This is a genomic window from Actinokineospora sp. HUAS TT18, from assembly GCF_051364635.1.
Classification (GTDB): Bacteria; Actinomycetota; Actinomycetes; order Mycobacteriales; family Pseudonocardiaceae; genus Actinokineospora.
This window is the reverse complement of the sequence record NZ_CP195645.1, coordinates 4,107,229-4,129,789: the sequence shown is the minus strand read 5'-3', so window position 1 is coordinate 4,129,789 and position 22,561 is coordinate 4,107,229. Positions and strand designations below refer to the sequence as shown.

Genomic DNA, 22,561 nt, shown 5'->3' with positions numbered 1-22,561 from the left:
GCAGTGGAGCTGTTGCGCAATGCGGTGCGCCCGTATGCCTGGGGGTCGCGCACGACCATTGCCGAGCTGCTCGGCCAGCCGGTGCCCGCGCCGCACCCCGAGGCCGAGCTGTGGATGGGCGCCCACCCCGGCGACCCGTCGCACCTCGCGGGCTCAGACGAGTCGCTGATCAAGCACATCGAGGCCGACCCGGAGGCGGAGCTGGGCGCCGACAACGCCGCCCGCTGGGGCAACCGGCTGCCGTTCCTGCTGAAGATCCTCGCCGTCGAGGAGCCGCTGAGCCTGCAGGCCCACCCGTCGGCCGAGCAGGCCGCCGAGGGCTACCAGCGCGAGGAGACCCTGGGGATCGCGCGCGACGCGGGCGAGCGCAACTACCCGGACCCGACGGCCAAGCCCGAGCTGATCTGCGCCCTCACCGACTTCTACGCCCTCGCGGGCTTCCGCGACCCGCACCGCACGGTCCAGTTGCTCGACGCGGTCCGTACGCCCGCGCTGTCGCCGTACATCGACCTGCTGGCCGACCAGCCCGACTCCGACGGCCTGCGCGCGCTGTTCACCACCTGGATCACGCTGCCGCAGACCTCGCTGGAGGCCCTGCTGCCCGACCTGCTCGACGCGTGCGTCGCCCACATCAAGGACCGCGGCGAGTTCCTGCCCGAGTGCCGCACGGTCCTCGAACTGGGCGAGCGCTACCCGGGCGACGCGGGTGTGCTGGCCGCACTGCTGCTCAACCTGCTGGTGCTGAAGCCGGGTGAGGCGATCTACCTGCCCGCGGGCAACCTGCACGCCTACCTTCACGGCACCGGCGTGGAGATCCTCGCCAACTCCGACAACATCCTGCGCGGCGGGCTCACGCCCAAGCACGTGGACGTGCCGGAGCTGTTGCGCGTGCTCGACTTCGGCTGCGGCGACATGCCGGTCACCTCCGGCGACGCCGACGGCAGGCGGTTCGTCTACCGCACGCCCGCCCCGGAGTTCGAGCTGTCCCGAGTGGAGTGGGCCGAGGGCGACACCGCACCGGTGCCGCTGCCGTCGGCGCGTCCGCAGATCCTGGTGTGCACCGCGGGCTCGGTGACGGTCGCGGGCACGTCGGCGAAGGTGGAGGTCGGCCGCGGCCGTTCGATCTGGGTGTCGGCCACCGACGGCCCACTCACGGTGTGTCCGTCCGGTTCGGACGGCGCGCAGGTGTTCCTCGCCACCGTGGGTGCCGAGTCGCCGCTGCACGACACGCTCTAGGCTCATCTCGTCATCCCGGAAATCCAGACATACCGGACTGAGTTTGAGGAGCTGCTGTGTCCGCAGGGGGTAGCACCAAGGCGATCCTGGCCGCACTGGTTGCCAACGCTGGAATCGCCGCGGCGAAGTTCGCCGGCTTCCTGGTCACCGGGTCGTCGTCGATGCTCGCCGAGTCCGTGCACTCGGTGGCCGACACCTCCAACCAGGGCCTGCTCCTGCTCGGCCAGAAGACCTCCCAGCGCGCCGCGACGAAGGACCACCCGTTCGGCTACGGCCGCGACCGGTACTTCTACTCGTTCATCGTCGCGCTGATGCTGTTCTCCCTCGGCTCGGCGTTCGCGCTGTACGAGGGAATCCACAAGGCGACGCACCCGGAGAAGCTGACCTCGCCGATCGTCGCGGTCATCATCCTGGTCGTGGCGATCGGCCTGGAGACCTACTCCTTCCGCACCGCGATCGTCGAGTCGCGCAAGATCAAGGGCGACGCCTCGTGGTGGGGCTTCATCCGCCAGTCGCGCACCCCGGAACTGCCGGTCGTGCTGCTGGAGGACGCGGGCGCGCTGTTCGGCCTGGTCCTCGCCCTGATGGGCGTCGGCATGACCGTGCTGACCGGCGACCCGGTCTGGGACGCCATCGGCACCATCGCGATCGGTGTGCTGCTGGGCGTCATCGCGATCATCCTGATCATCGAGATGAAGTCGCTGCTGATCGGCGAAGGCGCCACGGCGCCGGAACTGGCCACGATCGAGGCCGAGCTGGTCGGCGGCAAGATCGACCGCGTCATCCACATCCGGACGCAGTACGTCGGCCCGGAGGAACTTCTGGTCGCGGCGAAGGTCGGGCTGGCGCCGGGGCTGCCCCTCGAAGAGGTCGCCCAGGCCATCGACCAGGCCGAGGCCCGCATCCGCGCGTCGATCCCGTCGGCGCGGCTGATCTACCTGGAGCCGGACCTCTACCGCACGCCCGTTGTCTGAGGTCTGCTGCCCGAGCCGCAGGGCTCGTGTACGGGGCACGCCGGTTGTCTGACGCCTTACCGAGTTGCCTTGGCGAGGGCTTCGACGGCCGCGGCGATCGTGGTCCGGGCCGCTGGGTCGTGCACCTGGCCGTCCGGGCCGACGTCGCCGTGGCTGACCGGCAGCGACACCACGGCCTCCTCGACGATCAGCGACCCCGTGTAGCCGAGAACGGTCCGCAGTGACTCGTGGGCCTTCTCCGCGCCGCGCACCGACGAGTTGATCCACGCCACGGGCTTCCCGTAGGTCTCCCCGCCGCCGACCGACCAGTCGAGCAGGTTCTTGAACGAGCCCGGCAGCGCGCCCGCGTACTCGGGCGTGCAGAACAGGATCCCGTCGGCCGCGCCCAGCGCGGTTCGCAGCGCGGACACCGCAGGGTGCACGGGTTCGGTGTCGTCGTCCGGGTTGAAGTGGGGGAGGTCGGCGAGGCCGGTGTAGTGGGTCGTCGGGACGGTCGCGACGGCGGCCGCCGTGGCCAGGACCGCCGCGTTCGTCGAGCCCGCGCGGAGGCTGCCGCTGACGAGGAGGATTCCCATGGGCTGACCGTAGCGGCCGGGCGATCATCGTCCAGCGGGACCACCCCGGCCGGGTTAGCCTCGATCAATGCCGGGGACAGGACTGTGGCGCACCAAATCCGTCGAGCAATCGATCGCCGACACCGACGATCCGGACACCAGACTCCGCCGGACGCTGTCGACCTGGGACCTCACGGTGTTCGGTGTCGCGGTCGTGATCGGCGCGGGCATCTTCACCCTCACCGCGCGCACCGCCGGTGACCTGGCCGGTCCTTCGGTGTCGCTGGCGTTCGTCTTCGCCGCGGTCGCGTGTGCGCTGGCCGCGCTCTGCTACGCCGAGTTCGCCTCGACCGTCCCGGTGGCGGGCAGCGCGTACACCTTCTCCTACGCCACGTTCGGCGAGTTCATGGCGTGGATCATCGGCTGGGACCTGGTGCTGGAGCTGGCGGTCGGCTCGGCCGCGGTGTCCAAGGGCTGGTCGGTCTACCTCAACACCGTGCTCGGCTACCTGTTCGGCTTCGACCCGGCGACCACCACCGCGACCGTCTTCAAACTCGGTGGCCTCACCATCGACTGGGGCGCGTTGGTGCTGGTCGCGGGCTTGGCCGTGCTGCTGACCGTGGGCACGAAGCTTTCGTCGCGGGTCAGCATGGTGATCACCGGGATCAAGGTCGCGATCGTGCTGTTCGTGATCTTCTTCGGCCTCTTCTTCATCAAGGCCGCGAACTACACCCCGTTCGTCCCGGCCGCCAAGGACGCCGATCAGGCCAGTACCGGCGTCGAGCAGTCGTTGTTCTCCGTGCTCACGGGCGCCGACTCCAGCGCGTTCGGCGCCTACGGGCTGCTCGCGGCCGCGTCGCTGGTGTTCTTCGCGTTCATCGGCTTCGACATCGTCGCCACCACCGCCGAGGAGACCGCGAACCCGCAGCGGTCCGTCCCGCGCGGCATCCTCGGCTCGCTCGCCATCGTGACCGTGCTCTACGTCGCGGTCTCCCTGGTCTTGGTCGGGATGGTCAACTACCAGGAACTGGCCACCACAACGAAGCCTGACGGCAGCGCCGACAAGAAGACCCTGGCCACCGCGTTCGCGCTGAACGACGTCGACTGGGCCGCGCAGGTGATCTCGATCGGCGCGCTCGCAGGTCTGACGACCGTGGTCATGGTGCTGATGCTCGGCCAGATCCGGGTGATCTTCGCGATGTCCCGCGACGGCCTCCTGCCGCGTTCCCTTGCCCGCACGAGCACCCGCGGCACCCCGGCCCGCGCGACGATGATCGTGGCCGGACTGGTCGCGGTCGCCGCCACCTTCTTCGAGGCGGACAAGCTCGAAGAGATGGTCAACGTCGGCACGCTGTTCGCGTTCATCCTGGTCTCGGCAGGCGTGATCGTGCTGCGCCGGACACGGCCCGACCTGCCGCGCGCGTTCCGGGTGCCGTGGGTGCCGCTGATCCCGCTGCTCGCGATCGGCGCGTGCCTGTGGCTGATGCTCAATCTGACCGTGCTGACCTGGCTGCGGTTCATCGTCTGGATGGCGCTGGGCGTGGTCATCTACTTCGTCTACGGCAGGCGCAACTCCGTGCTCGGTCGGAAGATCACCGCGGACAAGTAGTATCCGCGCTCGTGCCGCTGCTGTGCTTGGACGTCGGATCGACCTGGACCAAGGGCGCCCTCGTGGCCGCCGACGGCACGCTCCTGGGCACCGCCCAGCACGCGACGACCCCGCCGGAGGTCCTCGACGGCGTCGCCGCGGTCACCACGGCGTTGGCCGCGACTGACGCCGACGTGCTCGCGTGCTCGTCGGCGGGCGGCGGACTCCGGCTCGCGGTGGTCGGCCAGGAACGGCTGGTCAGCGCCGAAGCGGGCTACCGGGTGGCCCTGTCGGCGGGCGCCAAGGTCGTCCACGTCTCCAGCGGCGACCTCGACGGCGCGGGCCTGCGCGAACTGCGCGCCGACCGCCCCGACGTGATTCTGCTGGTCGGCGGCACCGACGGCGGCGACCAGCGCGTCCTGCTGCACAACGCCCGCAGGCTCGGCGCGAACCGCGTCGCCGTCCCGATCGTCCTCGCGGGCAACATCGAGGCGCGCGACGAGGCGCTGGGACTGCTGGCGGGCCGCAAGGTCGTGGCCACCGACAACGTGCTGCCCGACGTCGGCGAACTGGCGCCCGGCCCGGCCCGGTCGGCGATCCGGTCGGTGTTCCTCAGTCACGTGATCGGCGGCAAGGGCCTCTCGCGCGGCCCCCGGTTCCGCAACCTGGTCCGCACGGTCACCCCGGACGCGGTCCTGACCGGCGTCTCCCGCCTGGCGGGCGTCCTCGCGCGTGACGAGGAAGAAGGCGCGGTGCTCGTGGTCGACGTCGGCGGCGCCACGACCGACGTCTACTCCGCTGTGTCCACTGTGGACGGCGAACGGGCGACGACGGTCGCGCTGCCCGCCGACCGGCGGACCGTGGAAGGCGACATCGGCATGCGGTGGTCCGCCCCAGGGATCGTGGCCGAGGCCGTCGCCGAACGCCTCATCGCCGCCCCGGAAGACCTTGCGGCGGCGGCGAAGCGCCGCGCCGAGGACGTCGACTTCATCCCGACGACCGCCGATGAGTCTGAAGTGGACATCAAGCTGGCGTCGTTCGCCGCGATCCTCGCCGTGCGCCGTCACCTGAGGCTCGTGGAGGGCAACCTTGGCCCGAAAGGCGCCGGTCTGCTCGTCCTCTCCGGCGGCGTCTTCCGCCACGCCTCGCCCGCCGCGCTGGTCCAGGTCGAGGAGACCCTGCGAGCCGACCCGATCCTGCGCCCGGTGCTGAAGTCGGCCCGCGTCGTGGTCGACCGCAGCTACGTCCTCGCCCCGGCGGGCCTGCTGGCCGACGCGGGGCACGGCGACGTCGCCGACCGGCTGCTGGAGCGGTCCCTCTAAAGATGCTTGCCCGCGGTGACTCCGCCGAACGTCAGGGTGGGCGTGGCCTCGGTGATCTCGCCGATCCGCGCTGCCTGCGCCTCGACCTCCGCCGACTGCTTCTTCGTCAGCCGGCCGAACGCCTCGACCGTCACCGCGGTCCGCGTCCCCGACCGCTTCTGGTGCCAGATCCCCGCGACCACCCCGTCGACCAGCAGCACCGGCACCGTCCCCGCCTGCCCGCGCGACAGCGCCCGTTCGGCGGCCACGCCGGGGAAAACGCGGTCCCGCGGATGCGAACCGACTGTGTAGCAATCGAAGTAGGGCAGCAGCCGGACCCCGCACGGCGGCGGCTCGTCGGCGGGCTCGTCCAGTTCGACCCCGTCCCCGGTTGGACGGACCCGGTCGCCGAGCGCGGCGAACAGCCGAACCGCCTCCGCCGGGGCCATGCCGACCCAGCGCGCGAAGTTCTGCGGCGTCACCGGGCCATACGCGCGCAGATATCGCAGGCAGACCTCGATCAGCGCGTGATCGGGCCGTTCTCGCTGCTCAGGGCGGGTATACGTGACTTTGCGGCCGCGGTCGGGCCCGAACCGCAGCACGCCGCGGTACGCCGCCAGCTGGATCACCGACCGCCACTTCGGCCAGAAGCCGTTGAATCCCGGCAGCGTCAGCTCACCCGCCCACGGGCCCGCCCGCTCGACCACCTCGGCGCTGAGTTCGTCGATGGTGAGCGCGCGCCCGGTCAGCGCGTCGCCGATGGCGGTGATCACCGTGTCGATCTCGGCGTCGGTCATCCGGGCCGGACCCGGCAGGTTCGGCCGAAGCACCGCTCCGTCGAGCGCGGCCATCCACAGCGCTTCCTCGGCCGCTGGGAACAGGTGCACGGTGCCGCGCATCCCGTAGGTCTTGACCAGGTCCCCGGCCGCGAGCGCCGCGCGGACGCCGACCCGCGTCGCCCCGGCGACGCGCAGGCCGAGTGACACCTCGGCGGCCGACATCACCTGGGCGTGGATCCCGCACACGTCCGACGCGGCGGTGACCAGGCTGTCGGTCGGCGTCGTCAGATGGTGGCGGGCGAGCCTGCGCCGGAACACTATCTTCTGCCTGCCCGTGGCCAAGGCAGTCCGGAACCCGGGTCGGCAGGGTCGAGTCCGGCCGCCATCGCCACCGCGCGGTCCCACTCCGGGTCGACCGGGTAGTCGCGGTGCCCGAGCACCCCGGCCGCCCAGCGCCTGCCGTGGAACGGGCCGCGCATCGGGTCGGGCAGCCAGTGGTCGCCGCCCAAGACCAGCGCGCCCGTCGGGCTGACATGGGCGGCGGGAAGCGGGCCGATGGTGCCGTCGGGGCGGAAGCCGGTGCCGAGGAGCTTGCCGTCGCACACCTGCCTGCCCCACGTCGTCACCGCGCCGCCGAGCGGATCGGTGCCCCGGCACAGCGAGCGCCAGCGCGTGCCGAGCTCCCCGGCGAGGTGCGCGAGCGAGGTGTGCGGGACGACGGCGGGGAACGCCCGCGCGTACGCCCACTGCAGGTGGGAGCCGACGGTCATGATCCCCAGGCGCTGCCGCTCAGGCTCGTTGATCGACTCCAGCAGCCGGGCCGCGGTGACGGCCACGATGAGCCCGCCCTGGCTGTGGCCGGTCAGCACGACCCGCGTGCCCGGGTCGCGCAGGTGCTCGACCGTGCGCGCGGCCAGCTCCGGGACCACCTTCAGCGCGTAGCAGGGCGGCACGGTCGGGTGGGCCTCGCGCGGCCAGAAGCAGGCCAGGTCGGCGACCACGCCGAGCCGCCGTCCGCTCGCCGGGTTGTTCGCCGCGGTGTAGACCGCGCGCAGCAGCGCCGCGGCGAGCAGGCCGAGGGCGAGGATGCCCACCGCGGACAACGGCTCCATCCAGAACGGCGGCGCGATCCCGGCGATCCGCATGGTCACCGCCACCCCGGCGCCGACGGACAGCACGGCCGCGCCGGTCAGGAGCAGCCGGTGCAGGTTGCGGCGCTGCCACGCCGCGGTGTGCCACGCGCGGTCGGCGCTGCCGCGGTCGCGGGGCCTGCCGTGGTGCAGCAGGTCGACCTCGCGCCTGCCGCGCCTGCGCAGGAACCCGACGGCCACCCACGCCACCACCGGCAGCGCCACGACCAGCCCGATCGCCGCGGCCGCGCCCCACAGCAGCGTCACCCGCTCGTAGCCGTCGGGCAGGCGCACGCCGTCGGACCCGACGAGCTTGCCGACCGAGATTGCCAGGCCGGCGCCGAAGCCGCCGCCGAGCAGCCCGGCCACCGCCAGCACCGGCGCCGACATCCAGCCGCCCGCCCACGGCCGCAGCCCGCGCGGCAGACCGGACCAGGATCGTCGGGCGACCAGGGCGGCGGGCACGAGCAGAAAGCCGAGCAGGATCGTGACGCCGATCAGCGCGCCCGCGACGGCCTCGACGGTGGTGCCGGAGCCCGGGAGACCGGTCGACGGCAGTTCGGTGACCGCGCCCGCGCCGCACACGAGCGCCACGCCGAGCAGCAGCGCCACCGCGCGGACCGGCCCGTTGAGCGCGGCCCGCAGCAGCCTGCCCGCGCGCTCCGGCGCGGCGCCGCGCGGATCGTCCAAGGTCAGGACCGCCAGCAGACACAGCCCGAGCACGCCGACGGCGCCGAACCACAGCACGCGGTCGGCGATCTCGTTCGGCACCCGGAACGGCCCGCCCAGCGGCAGCAGCGCGACCGTGGCCAGCGCCGCGACCAGGTGCAGGGTGCGCAGGGCCGGGGTGTCGGGGTCGGCGACGAGGTTGCGGCCGGGCAGCTCGACCCGGGTGTTGGGTGGCGCGGCGGGCGGGTTGGGGGAGTCCTCGGTCTCCCAAGCGACCCCGGACACGCGGTGCAGGATCAGCACAGCGAGCAGGACGGGGACGAGCCCGGCGACCTGGCGCAGCGGGTACACCTCGCGCAGCCAGTCGGGCACCGACGTAAGACAAGATGTGCCCGGCGCGAGGCACTGCGCGGCCACCAGGTCCAAACTCACCACTGTGGCCTGTGCCACCAGCAGCATCGTCAACAGCGCCGCGGCCACCCTCAGCAGCGCCCGCAGCGCGCCGCCGAGCAGTCGGGCCGGGCGGTGGCCGCTGGGGATCGGCGGCAGCATCCAGTGGGCCACGTTGGCCAGGGAGAACGGGAACAGCAGCGCCCAGGTCGCCTTCGCCCAGCCGCCCGAGGTCATCGCGCCCCAGACGTACCCTTCGACCACGCGCGGGATGGATCTGCCCTCTGCCTGCAGGACCGGGCCAGGTGCGGGGCGCTGGAGGCGGTCGGCTGGACGTACGATGCGTCCGACGCCGTCGCCCGCGACGTCGACCGCCGACACGGCGGACACTAGCGACTCCGCGCTGGTGCCCATGAGCCCGTGCACCCGAAGCTCGACAACGCGTGTTTCCGTGCCCGTAAGCAGCACTTCTCTCCCATGTTGCGCCATCCGGCCGATCACGCCTCTTTGGGCGATCCGCGTCCCATTGGACAACGGTAGTGTTCGACAGGGACCAGAGTCTGGAGGATTCACTCGATGACCGCAGAAGACACGCGGACCACGACCGGGGCGAGCTACGCGCAGACCCGCAACGGCATCGATTTCGCCGTCGCCGATCTCTCCCTCGCCGAGTTCGGCCGCAAGGAGATCCGCCTCGCCGAGCACGAGATGCCCGGCCTGATGGCACTGCGCCGTGAGTACAGCGAGGTCTACCCGCTCAGGGGCGCGCGCATCTCGGGGTCGCTGCACATGACCGTGCAGACCGCGGTGCTGATCGAGACGCTGGTCGACCTCGGGGCCGAGGTGCGCTGGTGCTCGTGCAACATCTTCTCCACCCAGGACCACGCCGCGGCCGCGGTCGTCGTCGGCCCGCACGGGACCGAGGACGAGCCCAAGGGCGTGCCGGTGTACGCGTGGAAGGGCGAGACCCTCCCCGAGTACTGGTGGGCCACCGAGAAGATGATGACGTGGCCCGACGGCGGCGGCCCGAACATGATCCTCGACGACGGCGGCGACGCCACCCTGCTCGTCCACAAGGGCGTCCAGTACGAGAAGGCGGGCATCGTGCCCGACGGCTCGGACGACGACTCCGAGGAGTGGACGATCATCCTGGAGACTCTGCGCAACTCGCTCGCGGCGGACTCCGGCAAGTGGACCAAGATCGCCGAAGGCATCAAGGGCGTCACCGAGGAGACCACCACCGGTGTCCTCCGGCTGACCCAGATGGCGGCCGCGGGCGAACTGCTGTTCCCGGCGATCAACGTCAACGACTCGGTCACCAAGTCGAAGTTCGACAACCGCTACGGCATCCGCCACTCCCTGGTCGACGGCATCAACCGCGGCACCGACGTGCTGATCGGCGGCAAGGTCGCGGTCGTCTGCGGCTACGGCGACGTCGGCAAGGGCTCCGCGGAGTCCCTGCGCGCCCAGGGCGCCCGCGTCATCGTCACCGAGATCGACCCGATCTGCGCCCTGCAGGCGGCCATGGACGGCTACGAGGTCCGCACCCTCGACGAGGTCATCGAGAAGGCCGACATCGTCATCACCACCACGGGCAACAAGGACGTGGTGCTGGCGGGCGACATGGCCCGGATGAAGCACCAGGCCATCCTGGGCAACGTCGGCCACTTCGACAACGAACTCGACATGGCGGGCCTGGCCCGCTACCCGGGTGTGCGGCGCATCAACATCAAGCCGCAGGTCGACGAGTGGGTCTTCCCGACCGGCCGCTCAATCATCGTGCTGTCCGAGGGCCGCCTGATGAACCTGGGCAACGCCACCGGCCACCCGTCCTTCGTGATGTCGAACAGCTTCTCCAACCAGGTCATCGCCCAGGTCGAGCTGTTCACCAAGCACAAGGAATACGACAACGAGGTCTACCGCCTCCCCAAGAAGCTCGACGAGAAGGTCGCCCGCATCCACCTGGAGGCCCTGGGCGGCAGCTTGACGAAGCTGACCAAGGAGCAGGCGGAGTACATCGACGTCGACGTCGAGGGCCCGTTCAAGTCGGAGCACTACCGGTACTGAGTGATTCGGCTGTCGACCCCGGTACGCAACCCGCGTACCGGGGTCGACGTCTTTTCTGCGTCAGAACGTGTAACGGATCGGCGGGCCGAACCGATCTTGCATAGTTCTGGCGCGCTGGGGGTGTGCCGGACCCGAGACCGCCCCGGGGGGTGGACGGCGTCGGTGGGTGAGGGATTCCCCGAATGGGGTACGGGGAACGCCTCACCCACCGACGCCCTGGCTTCTGGTGTAGAGTCGATGTTGCTGAGGCTGTTGAGCCGATGAAGTGAGCCCGAAGCGTCGCCGGACGACGACCCTTCGGGCTTCGCGCTTTTCAGGGGATGTCCAGATCCCGCTCGTGGCTGAGGATCGGCGCGATGCGCTTGCGCCAGTCCCCTCCGGCGCCGTAGCACCAGGCAGCGATGTCCGGGATCCACAGCAGCGGATCCCCGGTGGACGACATGTGCTCGTAGGTGAGCCCGGTGACCTCACTGATCAACACTCGGCGGATCGTCGCCGAGTCCTGGGTATCGCGGTGGGACCGACTGTCGATCACCAGTCGCTGTGCGTTGGACTTGATCAAATCCCGGGTGAGTTCGGCGATGCAGTCTTGGCGTGCGGGCTCGTCCTTGCGCGCACAGGTGCGGCTGTAGACGCTCAACTGGACCGGCATCCGCGCGATCGTGTCGGCCAGCAGTCGCTGGCGCGGTTCCTTTTCGTTGTGGAAGTGGATCTCTCGTTGTCCGCGGATCAGCAATGCGACCAACTCGCGGCGAAGCGCACGCAAGTGGCCCGGATGAACGAGGGCGGCTGCGACGAAGTACCGCGACCCACGGCGGGACTCGTCGATGAAGGCGTGGATGGACATGGTGCCCCTCATGATGACCATGCGGCGGCTGACACGATCGAGTAACCGGTCGATCACGTATTGTTCTTCTCGCTGAGGCTTTGAGAGCTGATGAAGTGGGTCTGGTGCGTGTCCGGACGGACACCCGCCAGGCCCGCGCTTTCTCCACCGCCCGTAGGGTTTCGGGCATGGGTCGTCTCATTGTCATTGAAGGGCTCGACGGGGCCGGGAAGCGGACGCTGGCCGAGAAGCTCACCGCCGCCTTCGCCGACCAAGGCGCCCGTGTCAACACCATGGCCTTCCCCCGCTACGGCAAGAGCGTCCACGCCGACCTGGTCCGCGACGGCCTCTACGGCAAGCTCGGCCCCCTCGGCGACTCCGTCTACGGCTCAGCCATCCTCTACGCCCTCGACCGCCAAGCCGCCGCCCCCGACATCCAGTTCAAACTGGACACCGCCGACGTCCTCCTCCTCGACCGCTACATCTCCTCCAACGCCGCCTACGGCGCCGCCCGCCTGCACGAGGACGCGCAGGGCGAGTTCGTCGAGTGGGTCAAGTCCATCGAGGTCGACCGCTTCCACCTCCCCGTCCCGCACGCCCAGCTCCTCCTCAAGATCGACGCCCACACCGCGAAGGAACGGTCCGCGCACCGGGAGCGCACCGAGGCCCGCGAGCAGGACAAGTGGGAGGCCGACACCGACCTCCAAACGAGATGCGCCGAGGTCTACGACGGACTCGCCAAGCGGGCCTTCCTCAGCCCCTGGCACGTCATCGACGGCGCCGCCGACACCGACCTCGCGACACTCTCGAAGCACCTGCTCACCCCCTGAGCCGCGCGCAGTGCGAATATGTGTTCATGAAGGCACGTGTGCTGGTAGTGGACGACGACCCGGCTCTCGCCGAGATGCTTACGATCGTGCTGCGCGGCGAGGGGTTCGACACCGCCGTCGTGGCCGATGGTTCGCGTGCGCTGCCCGCGCTGCGTGAGCTGAAACCCGACCTGGTGCTGCTCGACCTCATGCTGCCCGGCATGAACGGTATCGACGTGTGCAAGGCGATCCGCGGCGAGTCGGGGGTCCCGATCGTCATGCTGACCGCCAAGAGCGACACCGTCGACATCGTCCTGGGCCTGGAGTCCGGCGCCGACGACTACGTGGTCAAGCCGTTCAAGCCCAAGGAGCTGGTGGCGCGGGTCCGGGCGCGGCTGCGCCGGACCGAGTCCGAGCCCGCCGAGACCCTGGGCATCGGCGACCTGACCATCGACGTGCCCGGCCACGAGGTCACGCGCGACGGCAAGGCCATCCAGCTCACCCCGCTGGAGTTCGACCTGCTCGTCGCGCTGGCCCGCAAGCCGCGGCAGGTGTTCACCCGTGAGGTGCTGCTCGAGCAGGTCTGGGGCTACCGGCACGCCGCCGACACGCGCCTGGTCAACGTGCACGTGCAGCGGCTGCGGTCCAAGGTCGAGCGCGACCCCGAGCACCCGGAGGTCGTGCTGACCGTCCGCGGGGTGGGGTACAAGGCGGGCCCTCCGTGACAGGCGACCGGTGACCGCGTTCCTCACCCGGCACCTGCGCACCATCGTCGCCGCCGCGACCAGGCTCATCGCGAAAGGCAGGCGCCGCTCCGCCGCGTTCGGCGAGCTGTGGCGCCGGTCCCTGCAGATCCGGGTCGTGGTGAGCACGCTCGCCCTGGGGTCGGCCGTCGTGTTCGTCCTGGGCATGGTGCTGCAGAGCCAGATCACCGACCGGCTCATCGGCGCCAAGGAGCAGGCCGCGGTCGAGCAGACCAGGGCCGCCGTCCTCGTCGCCCAGCGTGAGCTGCTCGGCCTGTCCGCGGGCCCCGACCTGGTCAACCGGCTCGACAGCGCGCTGACCAAGCTGGCCTCGTCGTCGCCCGACCCGCAGTCCGGCACGGCCTCGGCAGGCGCGTTCGAGCCGGTGCTGGCCAGCGACGGCCTCGGCGCCCCGGCCAGCGAGGTGCGGGCGTCGGGCCGCTACGAAGACGTGCCGCGGTCGATGCGCGAGTTCGTCCTGTCCGGCACCAACCGGATGGTGTCGCAGATCTACACCGTCGACCGCGAGGGCGAGCAGGTCACGTTCCTGATGGTCGGCGCCCCGGTCACCAGCGGCACCCCCAACCTGCAGCTCTACATGCTCTACCCGCTCACCGCCGAGCAGCGCACCGTCGAGGTCGTGCAGAGCACCCTGCTGGTCGGCGGCATCGTGCTGATGCTGCTGCTCGCGGGCATCACCAACCTCGTCACCCGCCAGGTCGTGCTCCCGGTCCGCCGCGCCGCGCGCGCCGCCGAGCGGTTCGCCGAGGGCGAGCTGGACGAGCGCATGGTCGTGGCCGGTGAGGATGACGTCGCCCGCCTCGCCCAGTCCTACAACGAGATGGCCGAGAGCATCGAGCGGCAGATCCGCCAGCTGGAGGAGTTCGGCCAGCTCCAGCGCCGCTTCACCTCCGACGTCTCCCACGAGCTGCGCACCCCGCTGACGACGGTCCGCATGGCCGCCGACGTCCTGCACGCCTCCCGCAAGCAGTTCCCCGCGGGCCTGGCCCGCTCCACCGAGCTGCTCGTCGACGAGCTCGACCGGTTCGAGACGCTGCTGGCCGACCTGTTGGAGATCTCCCGGCTCGACGCGGGTGTCGAGGAACTCGTCGCCGAGTACGCCGACCTGCGGGCGATCTCCCGGCGCGCGGTCGAGTCGGTGCGGGTCATCGCGCGGCGGTCCGGCTCGGAGATCGTGCTGGACCTGCCCGACGAGGAGGTCATCGCCGAGGTGGAGTCGCGCCGCGTCGAGCGCATCCTGCGCAACCTGCTGGCCAACGCCATCGACCACGGCGAGGGCAGGCCCGTCGAGCTGCGGCTGGCCGCCGACGACGACGCGATCGCCTTCACCGTCCGCGACCACGGCGTCGGCCTGCGCACCGGCGAGGCCGAGCTGGTGTTCAACCGCTTCTGGCGGGCCGACCCGTCCCGCAACCGGCACACCGGCGGCACCGGGCTCGGCCTGGCCATCAGCCTGGAGGACGCCCGCCTGCACGGCGGCGGCCTCGACGCGTGGGGCGAGCCGGGGGAGGGTGCCTGCTTCCGGCTCACGCTGCCCCGACGCCAGGGCGAGGAGTATGGCGACAGTCCCCTCGCGCTGCCCCCGGTCGAGCAGCCGGTGCCGGAGGAGGTGTCCCCGTGACCAGGTTGTTCGCCTTGCTGATGGTCCTGGCCGCCGCGTTGTCCGGCTGCGCGAACATCCCGGCCAAGACCCCGCCCAAGGTCGTGCTCGACAACCCGGTCGCCGAGCAGCGCAAGGTCGGCGGCCCCAAGAAGGACGTCGACCCGTTCACCCTGGTCGTCAACTTCATGGACGCCGCGGGCAACATCGAGGCGGCCAAGACCTACCTCACCGACGAGGCCCGCCAGAACTGGCCCAGTTCGACGTTCCCCACGATCATCCAGAACGGCTTCAACACCCCGCCGCTGATCGGCCAGGACAGCAAGCCCGTCCCCGACCAGACGGCGCTCGACGAGAAGATCGTCGTGCTGACCGGCACCGTGATCGGCCGGATCAAGGAAGACAACGTCTTCGCCCCCGACCCGCGCGGCCTCGAACACCGGATCGTGGTGCGCAAGCAGCCCGACCAGCAGTGGCGCATCGCCACCCCGCCGCCGGACCTGCTGATCACCGAGTCCAAGTTCAACGCCGCCTACCAGCGGGTGAACCTGCAGTACTTCGACCCGGAGCAGCGGGTCATGGTGTCCGACCCCCGCTACGTGGCCACCGAGCCGCGCGACGGCGTCGAGGGCGTCGTGATCGACCTGCTGCTCGCCGGGCCGTCCGACTCGCTCAAGCGCGCCGTGCGCAACCCGCTTGAGGGCATCAAGACCCGGACGAACGTCGTGCACGAGGGCGGCGCCCTGGTGGTCAACCTGGCCCAGGTGGACAAGTCCCTCGACGACCGCAGACGGATGGCCGCCCAGATCGTGGCGTCCCTGCGCGACGTCACCTACAGCCCGGTGCGCATCCTGAGCCAGGACCGCCCGCTGGTGCCCCAGCAGAGCGACTGGCGGCCCAGCGACGTCGACTCCTACGACCTGCCGACCACCCCGAAGCCCGACCTGCTCGGCCTGGTCGCCGACGGCGGCCGCATCTACTCGATGCGCGACGGCAAGCCCATCGAGGGCCCGGCGGGCGCGGGCGCCTACAACGCCGCCAGCGGCGCGCAGTCGATCGACGGGTCCCAGCTCGCCGTCGTCCAGCGCGCCGAGACCGGCATGCGGCTGCGGATCGGCCAGCTGACCGGCGAGCTGGCCGAGGTCCCGGAGTCCACCGCGACCACCCTGACCCGGCCCACCTGGCTCTACGGCGACAACGGCGGCCGGGAGGTGTGGACGGTCCTCGACGGCACCATCGTGATCCGCGCCGTGCGCACCCAGCAGGGCGGCTGGCAGGCGCTCGCGGTCAACTCCACCGAGTTGACCGCCGACGGCGGGACGATCACCCAGCTCCGCCTGTCGCGCGACGGTGTCCGGGTCGCGGCCGTGGTCAACGGCGAGGTCCGGGTCGCGTCGGTGGTCCGCGCCGACAACGCGGTGTCGATCAGCCTGCCGCGCGTCCTGCACGGCAGCCGCATCACCGACGCGGTCGGCGTCGACTGGCTGGGCAAGGACACCCTGGTCGTGGCGACCAGGCTGAAGGCGGTCCCGGTGGCCAAGGTCCCGATCGACGGCCTCGCCTACACCACCTACAACAACACCACGACCCTCACGCTCCCGGTCACCGCCGTCACCGCGGCGCCGAGCCGGTCGCCGGTGGTCACCGACGGGTCGGGCATGTGGTCGACGCAGGACGTGAGTTCGCTGTTCCTGGCGCACCCGCACAGCCAGGGCCCCGGATCGGTGCCGTTCTACCCGGGCTGAGCCTGTGGACAACCGTCCCGCCGATCCCGCACGCTGTCGGCGACCGGTGGGACGGTCCCGGCCATGCTCCTCGACCTGCTGCTTCCCCGGTTCTGCGTGGGCTGCCGCGCCTTCGGCACCCGCTGGTGCACCGCGTGCGCCGACACCGCCGCGGGCCTCCGCGCCGTCCACCGATACGCCCTGCCCAGGACGCCACCCGTGCACGCCATAGCCCCCTACGCGGGGCCCGCGCGCCGCCTGGTCATCGCCTACAAGGACGGCCGCCGCGAACTCGCCCCCGCGTTGGGTGCCCATTTCGCTGACGGCGTCCGCAGGCTCGACCTCGGTCCGCGCCTGGCCCTGATCCCGGCCCCGTCCCGCTGGTGGGCCGACCGCCACCGCTTCGGCAACCACATCGCCAAAGCCGCCGAGCACGCCGCCGAGTTCTTGGCCGCCGACGGGATCCGCGCCGAGGTCGTCCCGGCCCTCAGAGCGGCGCGCTGGACCCGAGACTCAGCCGGGCTGATCGGAGCGGCCAGAGCGGCCAACCACGCCATCACTGTCGCTGCCCGCCCCCCGAACGTCCCGGTGATCCTCCTGGACGACGTGATCACCACCGGCGCGACCGCCGCCGCCTGCCTGGCCGCACTGGCCCGGGAGGGCATTCGGCCGGCCGCGGTGCTCAGTTTCACGGCCACCGTTTGATACACCCACACGGGTGAACCTGGTTTCGGGAACCCTCAGCCGCCGACAGCCGTTGGCCAAGTATGAGGCGTTACCCGAGCGACCCGGTTCCTCCATCGGAAGCAGGCGTCGGTACGCCGTTCGCATCATCGTTCTATGCCGCACGGTGGGCTCTATTCCGCCAGAGGAGTGAACGGTCAGCCACCCGACCGGCGGCGTGTCGCGGGGCATGGCCTTGGCTACCTGCGGCGTCGTCGCGGGGCGTGCACGCCGTCCCAAATCCGATGTCACCCGCGCCGGGGGCTGTTGCGGAACCGAAACCCGGACTAGCGTGCCGCACTATCAACGTTCCCGGTTGGCAGGGAGGAGGCGAAGCGCCCATGACCCTGGTGCCGGTGGAGCGCTGATTCCCGGGAGCCGAGTCTCCCCAGGTCACGCCCCGTACTGGCCATCGGCCAGCCGTACCGGTGCCGCCAAGTTTTCTCGGTGGAGAGAGATCCAAAGCTCGCAAGCAGCGAGGGAGGTTCGTGTATGGACATCGTGGTTAAGGGCCGTAACGTCGAGGTGCCGGAGCACTACCGAGTGCACGTCGAGGACAAGCTGACCCGAATGGAGCGCTACGACCGCAAGGTCATCCGCTTCGATGTGGAGCTGTTCCATGAGCCCAACCGCAGGCAACTGAAGAACTGCCAGCGGGTCGAGATCACCGGTGTGGGCCGCGGCCCCGCCGTTCGCGCCGAGGCGTGCGCAGCCGACTTCTACGCCGCGCTCGACCAAGCCGTGGCGAAACTGGAGAACCGGCTTCGCCGACTGCACGACCGCAGGCGTGTCCACCACGGGCGACGCAGCCCGGCCTCCGTCGCGGAGGCGACCGCTGCCGTCAACGGCAAGCGATCCGCACAGCTCGCGGTGCTCGACGCACCCGAGTTCGAGGGGATGCCCGAACTCCCCGAGCAGCAGCGCTGGACCGACGACCAGGCGGACAACCTCCCCGGTCGCGTAGTCCGGGAGAAGGAGCACCCGGCAAAGCCCATGACCGTCGACCAGGCCCTTTACGAGATGGAACTGGTCGGGCACGACTTCTACCTCTTCGCCGACGTGGACTCCGGGCAGCCCAGCGTCGTGTACCGCCGCAGGGGCTTCGACTATGGCGTGATCAAGCTGGTCTGATCCAGCCCGCCGACAAGGACAGGGATGCGGTGCCCCGGAGCGTGTCGGCTCCGGGGCACCGGCATGTCCGGAACCATGCGGGCCGGTGGTGCGTTGGTCCTGTGGTGCTGCCCACCCCGGTACCCTGCGCGAGCAGTCGACGCGACGTCGCTGCACGCCACCGGGCGGGTTGCCTACGATGACGTACAGGAGCGTCCGTGGCGGACGCACGACAATCAGCTAGCGAGGTCGAGTCCGGATGGTGCTGTCCCGAATCCTGCGCGCGGGCGAGGGCAAGATGCTCAAGCGACTGCGCAACATCGCAGCGCACATCAACTCGCTGGAGCCCGACGTCGTCGATCTCTCCGACGACGAGCTGCGGGGCAAGACCGAGGAGTTCCGCAAGCGCTACGCCGATGGCGAGTCCCTCGACGACCTGCTCCCCGAGGCATTCGCCGTGGTCCGCGAGGGCGCCAAGCGCGTCCTGGGCCAGCGGCACTTCGACGTGCAGCTCATGGGTGGCGCCGCGCTGCACCTCGGCCAGGTCGCCGAGATGCGCACCGGTGAGGGCAAGACCCTGACGTGTGTGCTCCCGTCCTACCTCAACGCGATCTCCGGCGACGGCGTGCACGTGGTCACGGTCAACGACTACCTGGTCAAGCGTGACGCGGAGTGGATGGGCCGCGTCCACCGCTTCCTCGGCCTGTCGGTCGGCGCGATCCTGTCGGAGATGACCCCGGCCGAGCGCCGCGAGGCCTACAACTGCGACATCACCTACGGCACGAACAACGAGTTCGGCTTCGACTACCTCCGCGACAACATGGCGTGGAGCCTGGACGAGATGGTCCAGCGCGGCCACAACTTCGCCATCGTCGACGAGGTCGACTCGATCCTCATCGACGAGGCCCGCACGCCGCTGATCATCTCCGGCCCGGCCGACCAGTCCTCCCGCTGGTACCAGGAGTTCGCCCGGCTCTCGCCGATGCTGAAGAAGGACGTGCACTACGAGGTCGACGAGCGCAAGCGGACCGTCGGCATCACCGAGAAGGGCGTGGCGCTGGTCGAGGACCAGCTCGGCATCGAGAACCTCTACGAGGCCGCGAACACCCCGCTGGTCGGCTACCTGAACAACGCGCTGAAGGCCAAGGAGCTCTACAAGCGCGACAAGGACTACATCGTCCGCAACGGCGAGGTCCTCATCGTCGACGACTTCACCGGCCGCATCCTGGCCGGTCGCCGCTACAACGAGGGCATGCACCAGGCCATCGAGGCCAAGGAGAACGTCGAGATCAAGGCCGAGAACCAGACGCTGGCCACGATCACGCTGCAGAACTACTTCCGCCTCTACGAGAAGCTCAGCGGCATGACCGGTACCGCCGAGACCGAGGCGGCCGAGTTCCACACGACCTACAAGCTCGGTGTCGTGCCCATCCCGACCAACCGCGACCTGATCCGCAAGGACCAGGCCGACCTGATCTACAAGACCGAGGAAGCCAAGTTCCTCGCCGTCGCCGAGGACATCGCCGAGCGGCACGAGAAGGGCCAGCCGGTCCTGGTCGGCACGACCAGCGTCGAGCGGTCGGAGTACCTGTCGAAGCTGCTGGTCAAGATGGGTATCCCGCACAACGTCCTCAACGCCAAGCACCACGAGAAGGAATCGCAGATCGTCGCGCAGGCAGGCCACAAGGGCGCGGTCACGGTCGCGACGAACATGGCCGGTCGTGGTACCGACATCGTGCTGGGCGGCAACCCCGAGCACATCGCCGAGGAGGCGCTGCGCGCGCGCGGCCTCGACCCGATCGAGACCCCCGACGAGTGGCGCGCGGCCCTGCCCGCCGCGCTGGAGAAGGCGGAGCTGGAGGTCAAGGCCGAGAAGATCGAGGTGCAGGCCGCGGGCGGGCTGTACGTGCTCGGCACCGAGCGCCACGAGTCGCGCCGCATCGACAACCAGCTGCGCGGCCGCTCCGGCCGCCAGGGCGACCCGGGCGAGTCCCGGTTCTACCTGTCGCTGGGCGACGAGTTGATGCGCCGGTTCAACGCGGGCATGGTCGAGCGGGTCATGGACACCCTCAAGGTGCCCGAGGACCAGCCGATCGAGGCGAAGATGGTCACCCGGGCGATCAAGAGCGCGCAGACCCAGGTCGAGGGCCAGAACTTCGAGATCCGCAAGAACGTCCTCAAGTACGACGAGGTCATGAACAAACAGCGCAAGGTGATCTACGGCGAGCGCCTGCGCGTCCTCAAGGGCGAGGATCTGCACGAGCAGATCGAGCACATGATCACCGACACGATCACGGCCTACGTCGACGGCGCCACCGCCGACGGCTACGCCGAGGACTGGGACCACGAGAAGCTGTGGGCGGCGCTCAAGACGCTGTACCCGATCACCGTCACCTGGGACGAGCTGGCCGACAAGGCCGAGGCCCAGGGCGGCGACATGGACCACGACTTCCTGCTCAAGGAGATCACCGCCGACGCCCTGCAGGCCTACAAGGACCGCGAGCGTGACCTCGACACCCGGGTCGGCGAGGGCGCGATGCGCGAGCTGGAGCGCAGGGTCATGCTGTCGGTCCTCGACCGCAAGTGGCGTGAGCACCTCTACGAGATGGACTACCTCAAGGAGGGCATCGGCCTGCGCGCCATGGCCCAGCGCGACCCGCTGATCGAGTACCAGCGCGAGGGCTTCGAGATGTTCAACGTCATGCTGGACGCGTTGAAGGAGGAGTCGGTCGGCTTCCTGTTCAACGTCCAGGTCGAGGCCGAGCCCGCGCCGCAGGTGCAGCTCAACCAGCCGTCGGCGCTGCCCGTGGTCAACCAGCCGGTCGACCCGGAGGCCGCGGCCCGCCAGGCCGAGCTGGAGCAGCGGCAGGCCCGCGCCATCGCCGCCCAGCAGAAGGCGGCCGCGGAGCGCGCGGCGGCGGCCACCAAGGCCGAGAACGTGCCGCTGGCCCTGCGTGGCAAGGGCCTCGATGCCCCGGCCCAGCAGCGGCTGAGCTACAGCGGCCCGACGGAGGACGGCGGCGTCGAGTCCCACAGCGACGGCCCGGCCACCACGGGCGGCGCGCAGGGCGGCACCCGCCGCGAGCGCCGTCAGGCCGAGCGCAACGCCAAGAAGAACAAGCGGTAAGGATGTGTGACAGAGGCCCTGGCGAATCGCCAGGGCCTCTGTTGTTTGATGGGGGCATGTACGAGGCGCTGGTGGTGGACTACGCGGGGGTGTTCACCGATCCCGCGATCGTCGAGGTCGTCCGCGCGGCGCGTGCGTCGGGGCTGCGCACGGCGCTGCTGTCCAACGCCGAGCGTCGCCCGCTGGTGCCGGACGTGTTCGACGCCGTGGTCGTCTCCGGTGAGGTCGGCGTGGCCAAACCGGACACGGCCGTCTACGAACTCGTCGCCGAACGCCTCGGCACCACACCCGACCGGTGCGTCTTCGTCGACGACATCGCCCGCTACGTGCGCGGCGCGGCGGCGGCCGGGATGACCGGCGTGCACCACGTCACCGTCGAGTCCACAGTGGATGAGCTGGAGATCCTGTTGGGGCGCAAGCTAAGCGCGTGAGCGGCGGACCAGCTCGAAGCACAGCACCGCCGCCGCGCTCGCCACGTTCAGCGACTCCACCCCGCCCGCCATCGGGATCGACACCCAGCGGTTGATGTGCGGCCGGACCCCGTCGGTGACCCCGGAGGTCTCGCTGCCCAGCACGAACGCCACCCGCTCCGGCAACTCCACGTCGAACACCGTCTTGCGCGCGCCCGCGTCCATGCCGAACAGCGTGTAGCCGGCTTTTCGCAGGTCAGCCGCCGCGTCGGCGGCCGAGACGCAGCGCAGGACGGGCGCGGTGAACGCGACCCCGGCCGACGCCTTGACCACCAGCGGGTCGATCGTCGCCACACCCCGGCGGGGCACGACGATCCCGCCGAGCCCGGCCGCGGTGGCCGTGCGCAGGATCATGCCGACGTTGGCGGGCGTGGTGATCCCGTCGAGCAGCAGCACCGAGCGGGGCGCGTCGCGGCGGGCGAGCGCGTCGGTGAGCAGCCGCATCCGGGGCGCGACGACGTCGGCGAGGACACCCTGGTCCTGCTTCCCGTTGCCCGCCAACACCTTCACCCGCTGCGCCGTGGCGCGCTGCACCTGGACACCGCGGTGGCGCGCGGCGTCGAGGATCTCGCGGGCGGCGGCGCCGTGGGCGTTGTCGGCGAGGATGACCTTGTCGACCGAGAGCCGGTCGTCAGCGAGGGCCTCCAGGACAGGCTTGCGGCCGTACACGGTGACGAAGCGGTCCTTGGGCGAAGCGGCGGAATCCACAGCACGCAGCAT

General features: G+C 70.6%; 18 protein-coding genes. 13 read left to right on the top strand and 5 right to left on the bottom strand.

Annotation, left to right across the window (positions count from 1 at the left end; all coding sequences use genetic code 11):
* The first annotated feature begins 3 nt into the window (after positions 1-3).
* Both manA and ACSHT8_RS18455 read left to right on the top strand, forming a co-directional pair.
* Positions 4-1,236 (top strand): mannose-6-phosphate isomerase, class I, encoded by a 1,233-nt coding sequence (manA, locus tag ACSHT8_RS18460; RefSeq protein WP_436492087.1) that lies wholly within the window; start codon positions 4-6, stop codon positions 1,234-1,236.
* Positions 1,237-1,292: 56 nt separating this feature from the next.
* A complete protein-coding gene (locus ACSHT8_RS18455; RefSeq protein ID WP_436492086.1) occupies positions 1,293-2,210 on the top strand; it encodes a cation diffusion facilitator family transporter in 918 nt (305 codons plus the stop codon).
* A gap of 56 nt (positions 2,211-2,266) precedes the next feature.
* On the opposite strand, the gene ACSHT8_RS18450 is transcribed toward ACSHT8_RS18455, so the two are convergent.
* Positions 2,267-2,785, bottom strand: coding sequence for an NADPH-dependent FMN reductase (locus ACSHT8_RS18450; protein ID WP_436492084.1), 519 nt, complete (start codon positions 2,783-2,785; stop codon positions 2,267-2,269).
* Between the two features lie 67 nt (positions 2,786-2,852).
* On the opposite strand from ACSHT8_RS18450, the gene ACSHT8_RS18445 reads away from it, so the two are divergent.
* Positions 2,853-4,373 (top strand): amino acid permease, encoded by a 1,521-nt coding sequence (locus ACSHT8_RS18445; RefSeq protein ID WP_436492083.1) that lies wholly within the window; start codon positions 2,853-2,855, stop codon positions 4,371-4,373.
* Between the two features lie 11 nt (positions 4,374-4,384).
* Positions 4,385-5,674, top strand: a complete 1,290-nt coding sequence (locus ACSHT8_RS18440) for a glutamate mutase L (protein WP_436492082.1) — start codon at positions 4,385-4,387, stop codon at positions 5,672-5,674.
* Here ACSHT8_RS18440 and ACSHT8_RS18435 read toward each other — a convergent pair.
* Entirely contained in the window at positions 5,671-6,750 is a 1,080-nt protein-coding gene (locus ACSHT8_RS18435) for a winged helix DNA-binding domain-containing protein (protein WP_436492081.1), read from the bottom strand. The two genes, ACSHT8_RS18440 and ACSHT8_RS18435, sit on opposite strands and share 4 nt — an antisense overlap.
* Complete coding sequence (locus ACSHT8_RS18430; RefSeq protein ID WP_436492079.1) at positions 6,750-9,110, bottom strand: hypothetical protein; 2,361 nt, start codon at positions 9,108-9,110, stop codon at positions 6,750-6,752. Before ACSHT8_RS18430 ends, ACSHT8_RS18435 begins: the two co-directional genes overlap by 1 nt.
* 87 nt (positions 9,111-9,197) lie before the next feature.
* On the opposite strand from ACSHT8_RS18430, the gene ahcY reads away from it, so the two are divergent.
* Positions 9,198-10,688 (top strand): adenosylhomocysteinase, encoded by a 1,491-nt coding sequence (gene ahcY / locus ACSHT8_RS18425; RefSeq protein ID WP_436492078.1) that lies wholly within the window; start codon positions 9,198-9,200, stop codon positions 10,686-10,688.
* Positions 10,689-11,001: 313 nt separating this feature from the next.
* Here ahcY and ACSHT8_RS18420 read toward each other — a convergent pair whose 3' ends face one another.
* Entirely contained in the window at positions 11,002-11,592 is a 591-nt protein-coding gene (locus tag ACSHT8_RS18420) for a hypothetical protein (protein ID WP_436492077.1), read from the bottom strand.
* 110 nt (positions 11,593-11,702) lie between these two features.
* Here ACSHT8_RS18420 and ACSHT8_RS18415 point away from each other — a divergent pair, with 110 nt between their 5' ends.
* From ACSHT8_RS18415 to ACSHT8_RS18380, 8 genes are all read left to right on the top strand, one after another.
* Positions 11,703-12,344 carry a dTMP kinase gene (locus ACSHT8_RS18415; RefSeq protein ID WP_436492076.1) on the top strand — a complete coding sequence of 214 codons (642 nt, stop codon included), beginning with the start codon at positions 11,703-11,705 and terminating at the stop codon, positions 12,342-12,344.
* A 26-nt stretch (positions 12,345-12,370) separates the two neighbouring features.
* A complete protein-coding gene (gene mtrA, locus ACSHT8_RS18410; RefSeq protein WP_285501730.1) occupies positions 12,371-13,048 on the top strand; it encodes an MtrAB system response regulator MtrA in 678 nt (225 codons plus the stop codon).
* Positions 13,049-13,058: 10 nt separating this feature from the next.
* On the top strand, positions 13,059-14,708 hold the full coding sequence (gene mtrB / locus ACSHT8_RS18405) for an MtrAB system histidine kinase MtrB (protein ID WP_436492075.1): 1,650 nt from the start codon (positions 13,059-13,061) through the stop codon (positions 14,706-14,708).
* Complete coding sequence (locus ACSHT8_RS18400) at positions 14,705-16,432, top strand: LpqB family beta-propeller domain-containing protein (protein WP_436492074.1); 1,728 nt, start codon at positions 14,705-14,707, stop codon at positions 16,430-16,432. Before mtrB ends, ACSHT8_RS18400 begins: the two co-directional genes overlap by 4 nt.
* Before the next feature lie 63 nt (positions 16,433-16,495).
* Entirely contained in the window at positions 16,496-17,116 is a 621-nt protein-coding gene (locus ACSHT8_RS18395) for a ComF family protein (protein WP_436492073.1), read from the top strand.
* A 510-nt stretch (positions 17,117-17,626) separates the two neighbouring features.
* Entirely contained in the window at positions 17,627-18,265 is a 639-nt protein-coding gene (gene hpf, locus ACSHT8_RS18390; RefSeq protein ID WP_436492072.1) for a ribosome hibernation-promoting factor, HPF/YfiA family, read from the top strand.
* A gap of 238 nt (positions 18,266-18,503) precedes the next feature.
* The gene (gene secA / locus ACSHT8_RS18385; RefSeq protein ID WP_436492071.1) at positions 18,504-21,371 is read left to right on the top strand and encodes a preprotein translocase subunit SecA; all 2,868 of its coding nucleotides are present in this window, start codon (positions 18,504-18,506) and stop codon (positions 21,369-21,371) included.
* Positions 21,372-21,427: 56 nt separating this feature from the next.
* The gene (locus tag ACSHT8_RS18380; protein WP_436492070.1) at positions 21,428-21,802 is read left to right on the top strand and encodes an HAD-IA family hydrolase; all 375 of its coding nucleotides are present in this window, start codon (positions 21,428-21,430) and stop codon (positions 21,800-21,802) included.
* Here the strand turns inward: ACSHT8_RS18380 and ACSHT8_RS18375 are convergent.
* Entirely contained in the window at positions 21,791-22,561 is a 771-nt protein-coding gene (locus tag ACSHT8_RS18375) for a TrmH family RNA methyltransferase (RefSeq protein WP_436502096.1), read from the bottom strand. The genes ACSHT8_RS18380 and ACSHT8_RS18375 overlap by 12 nt on opposite strands.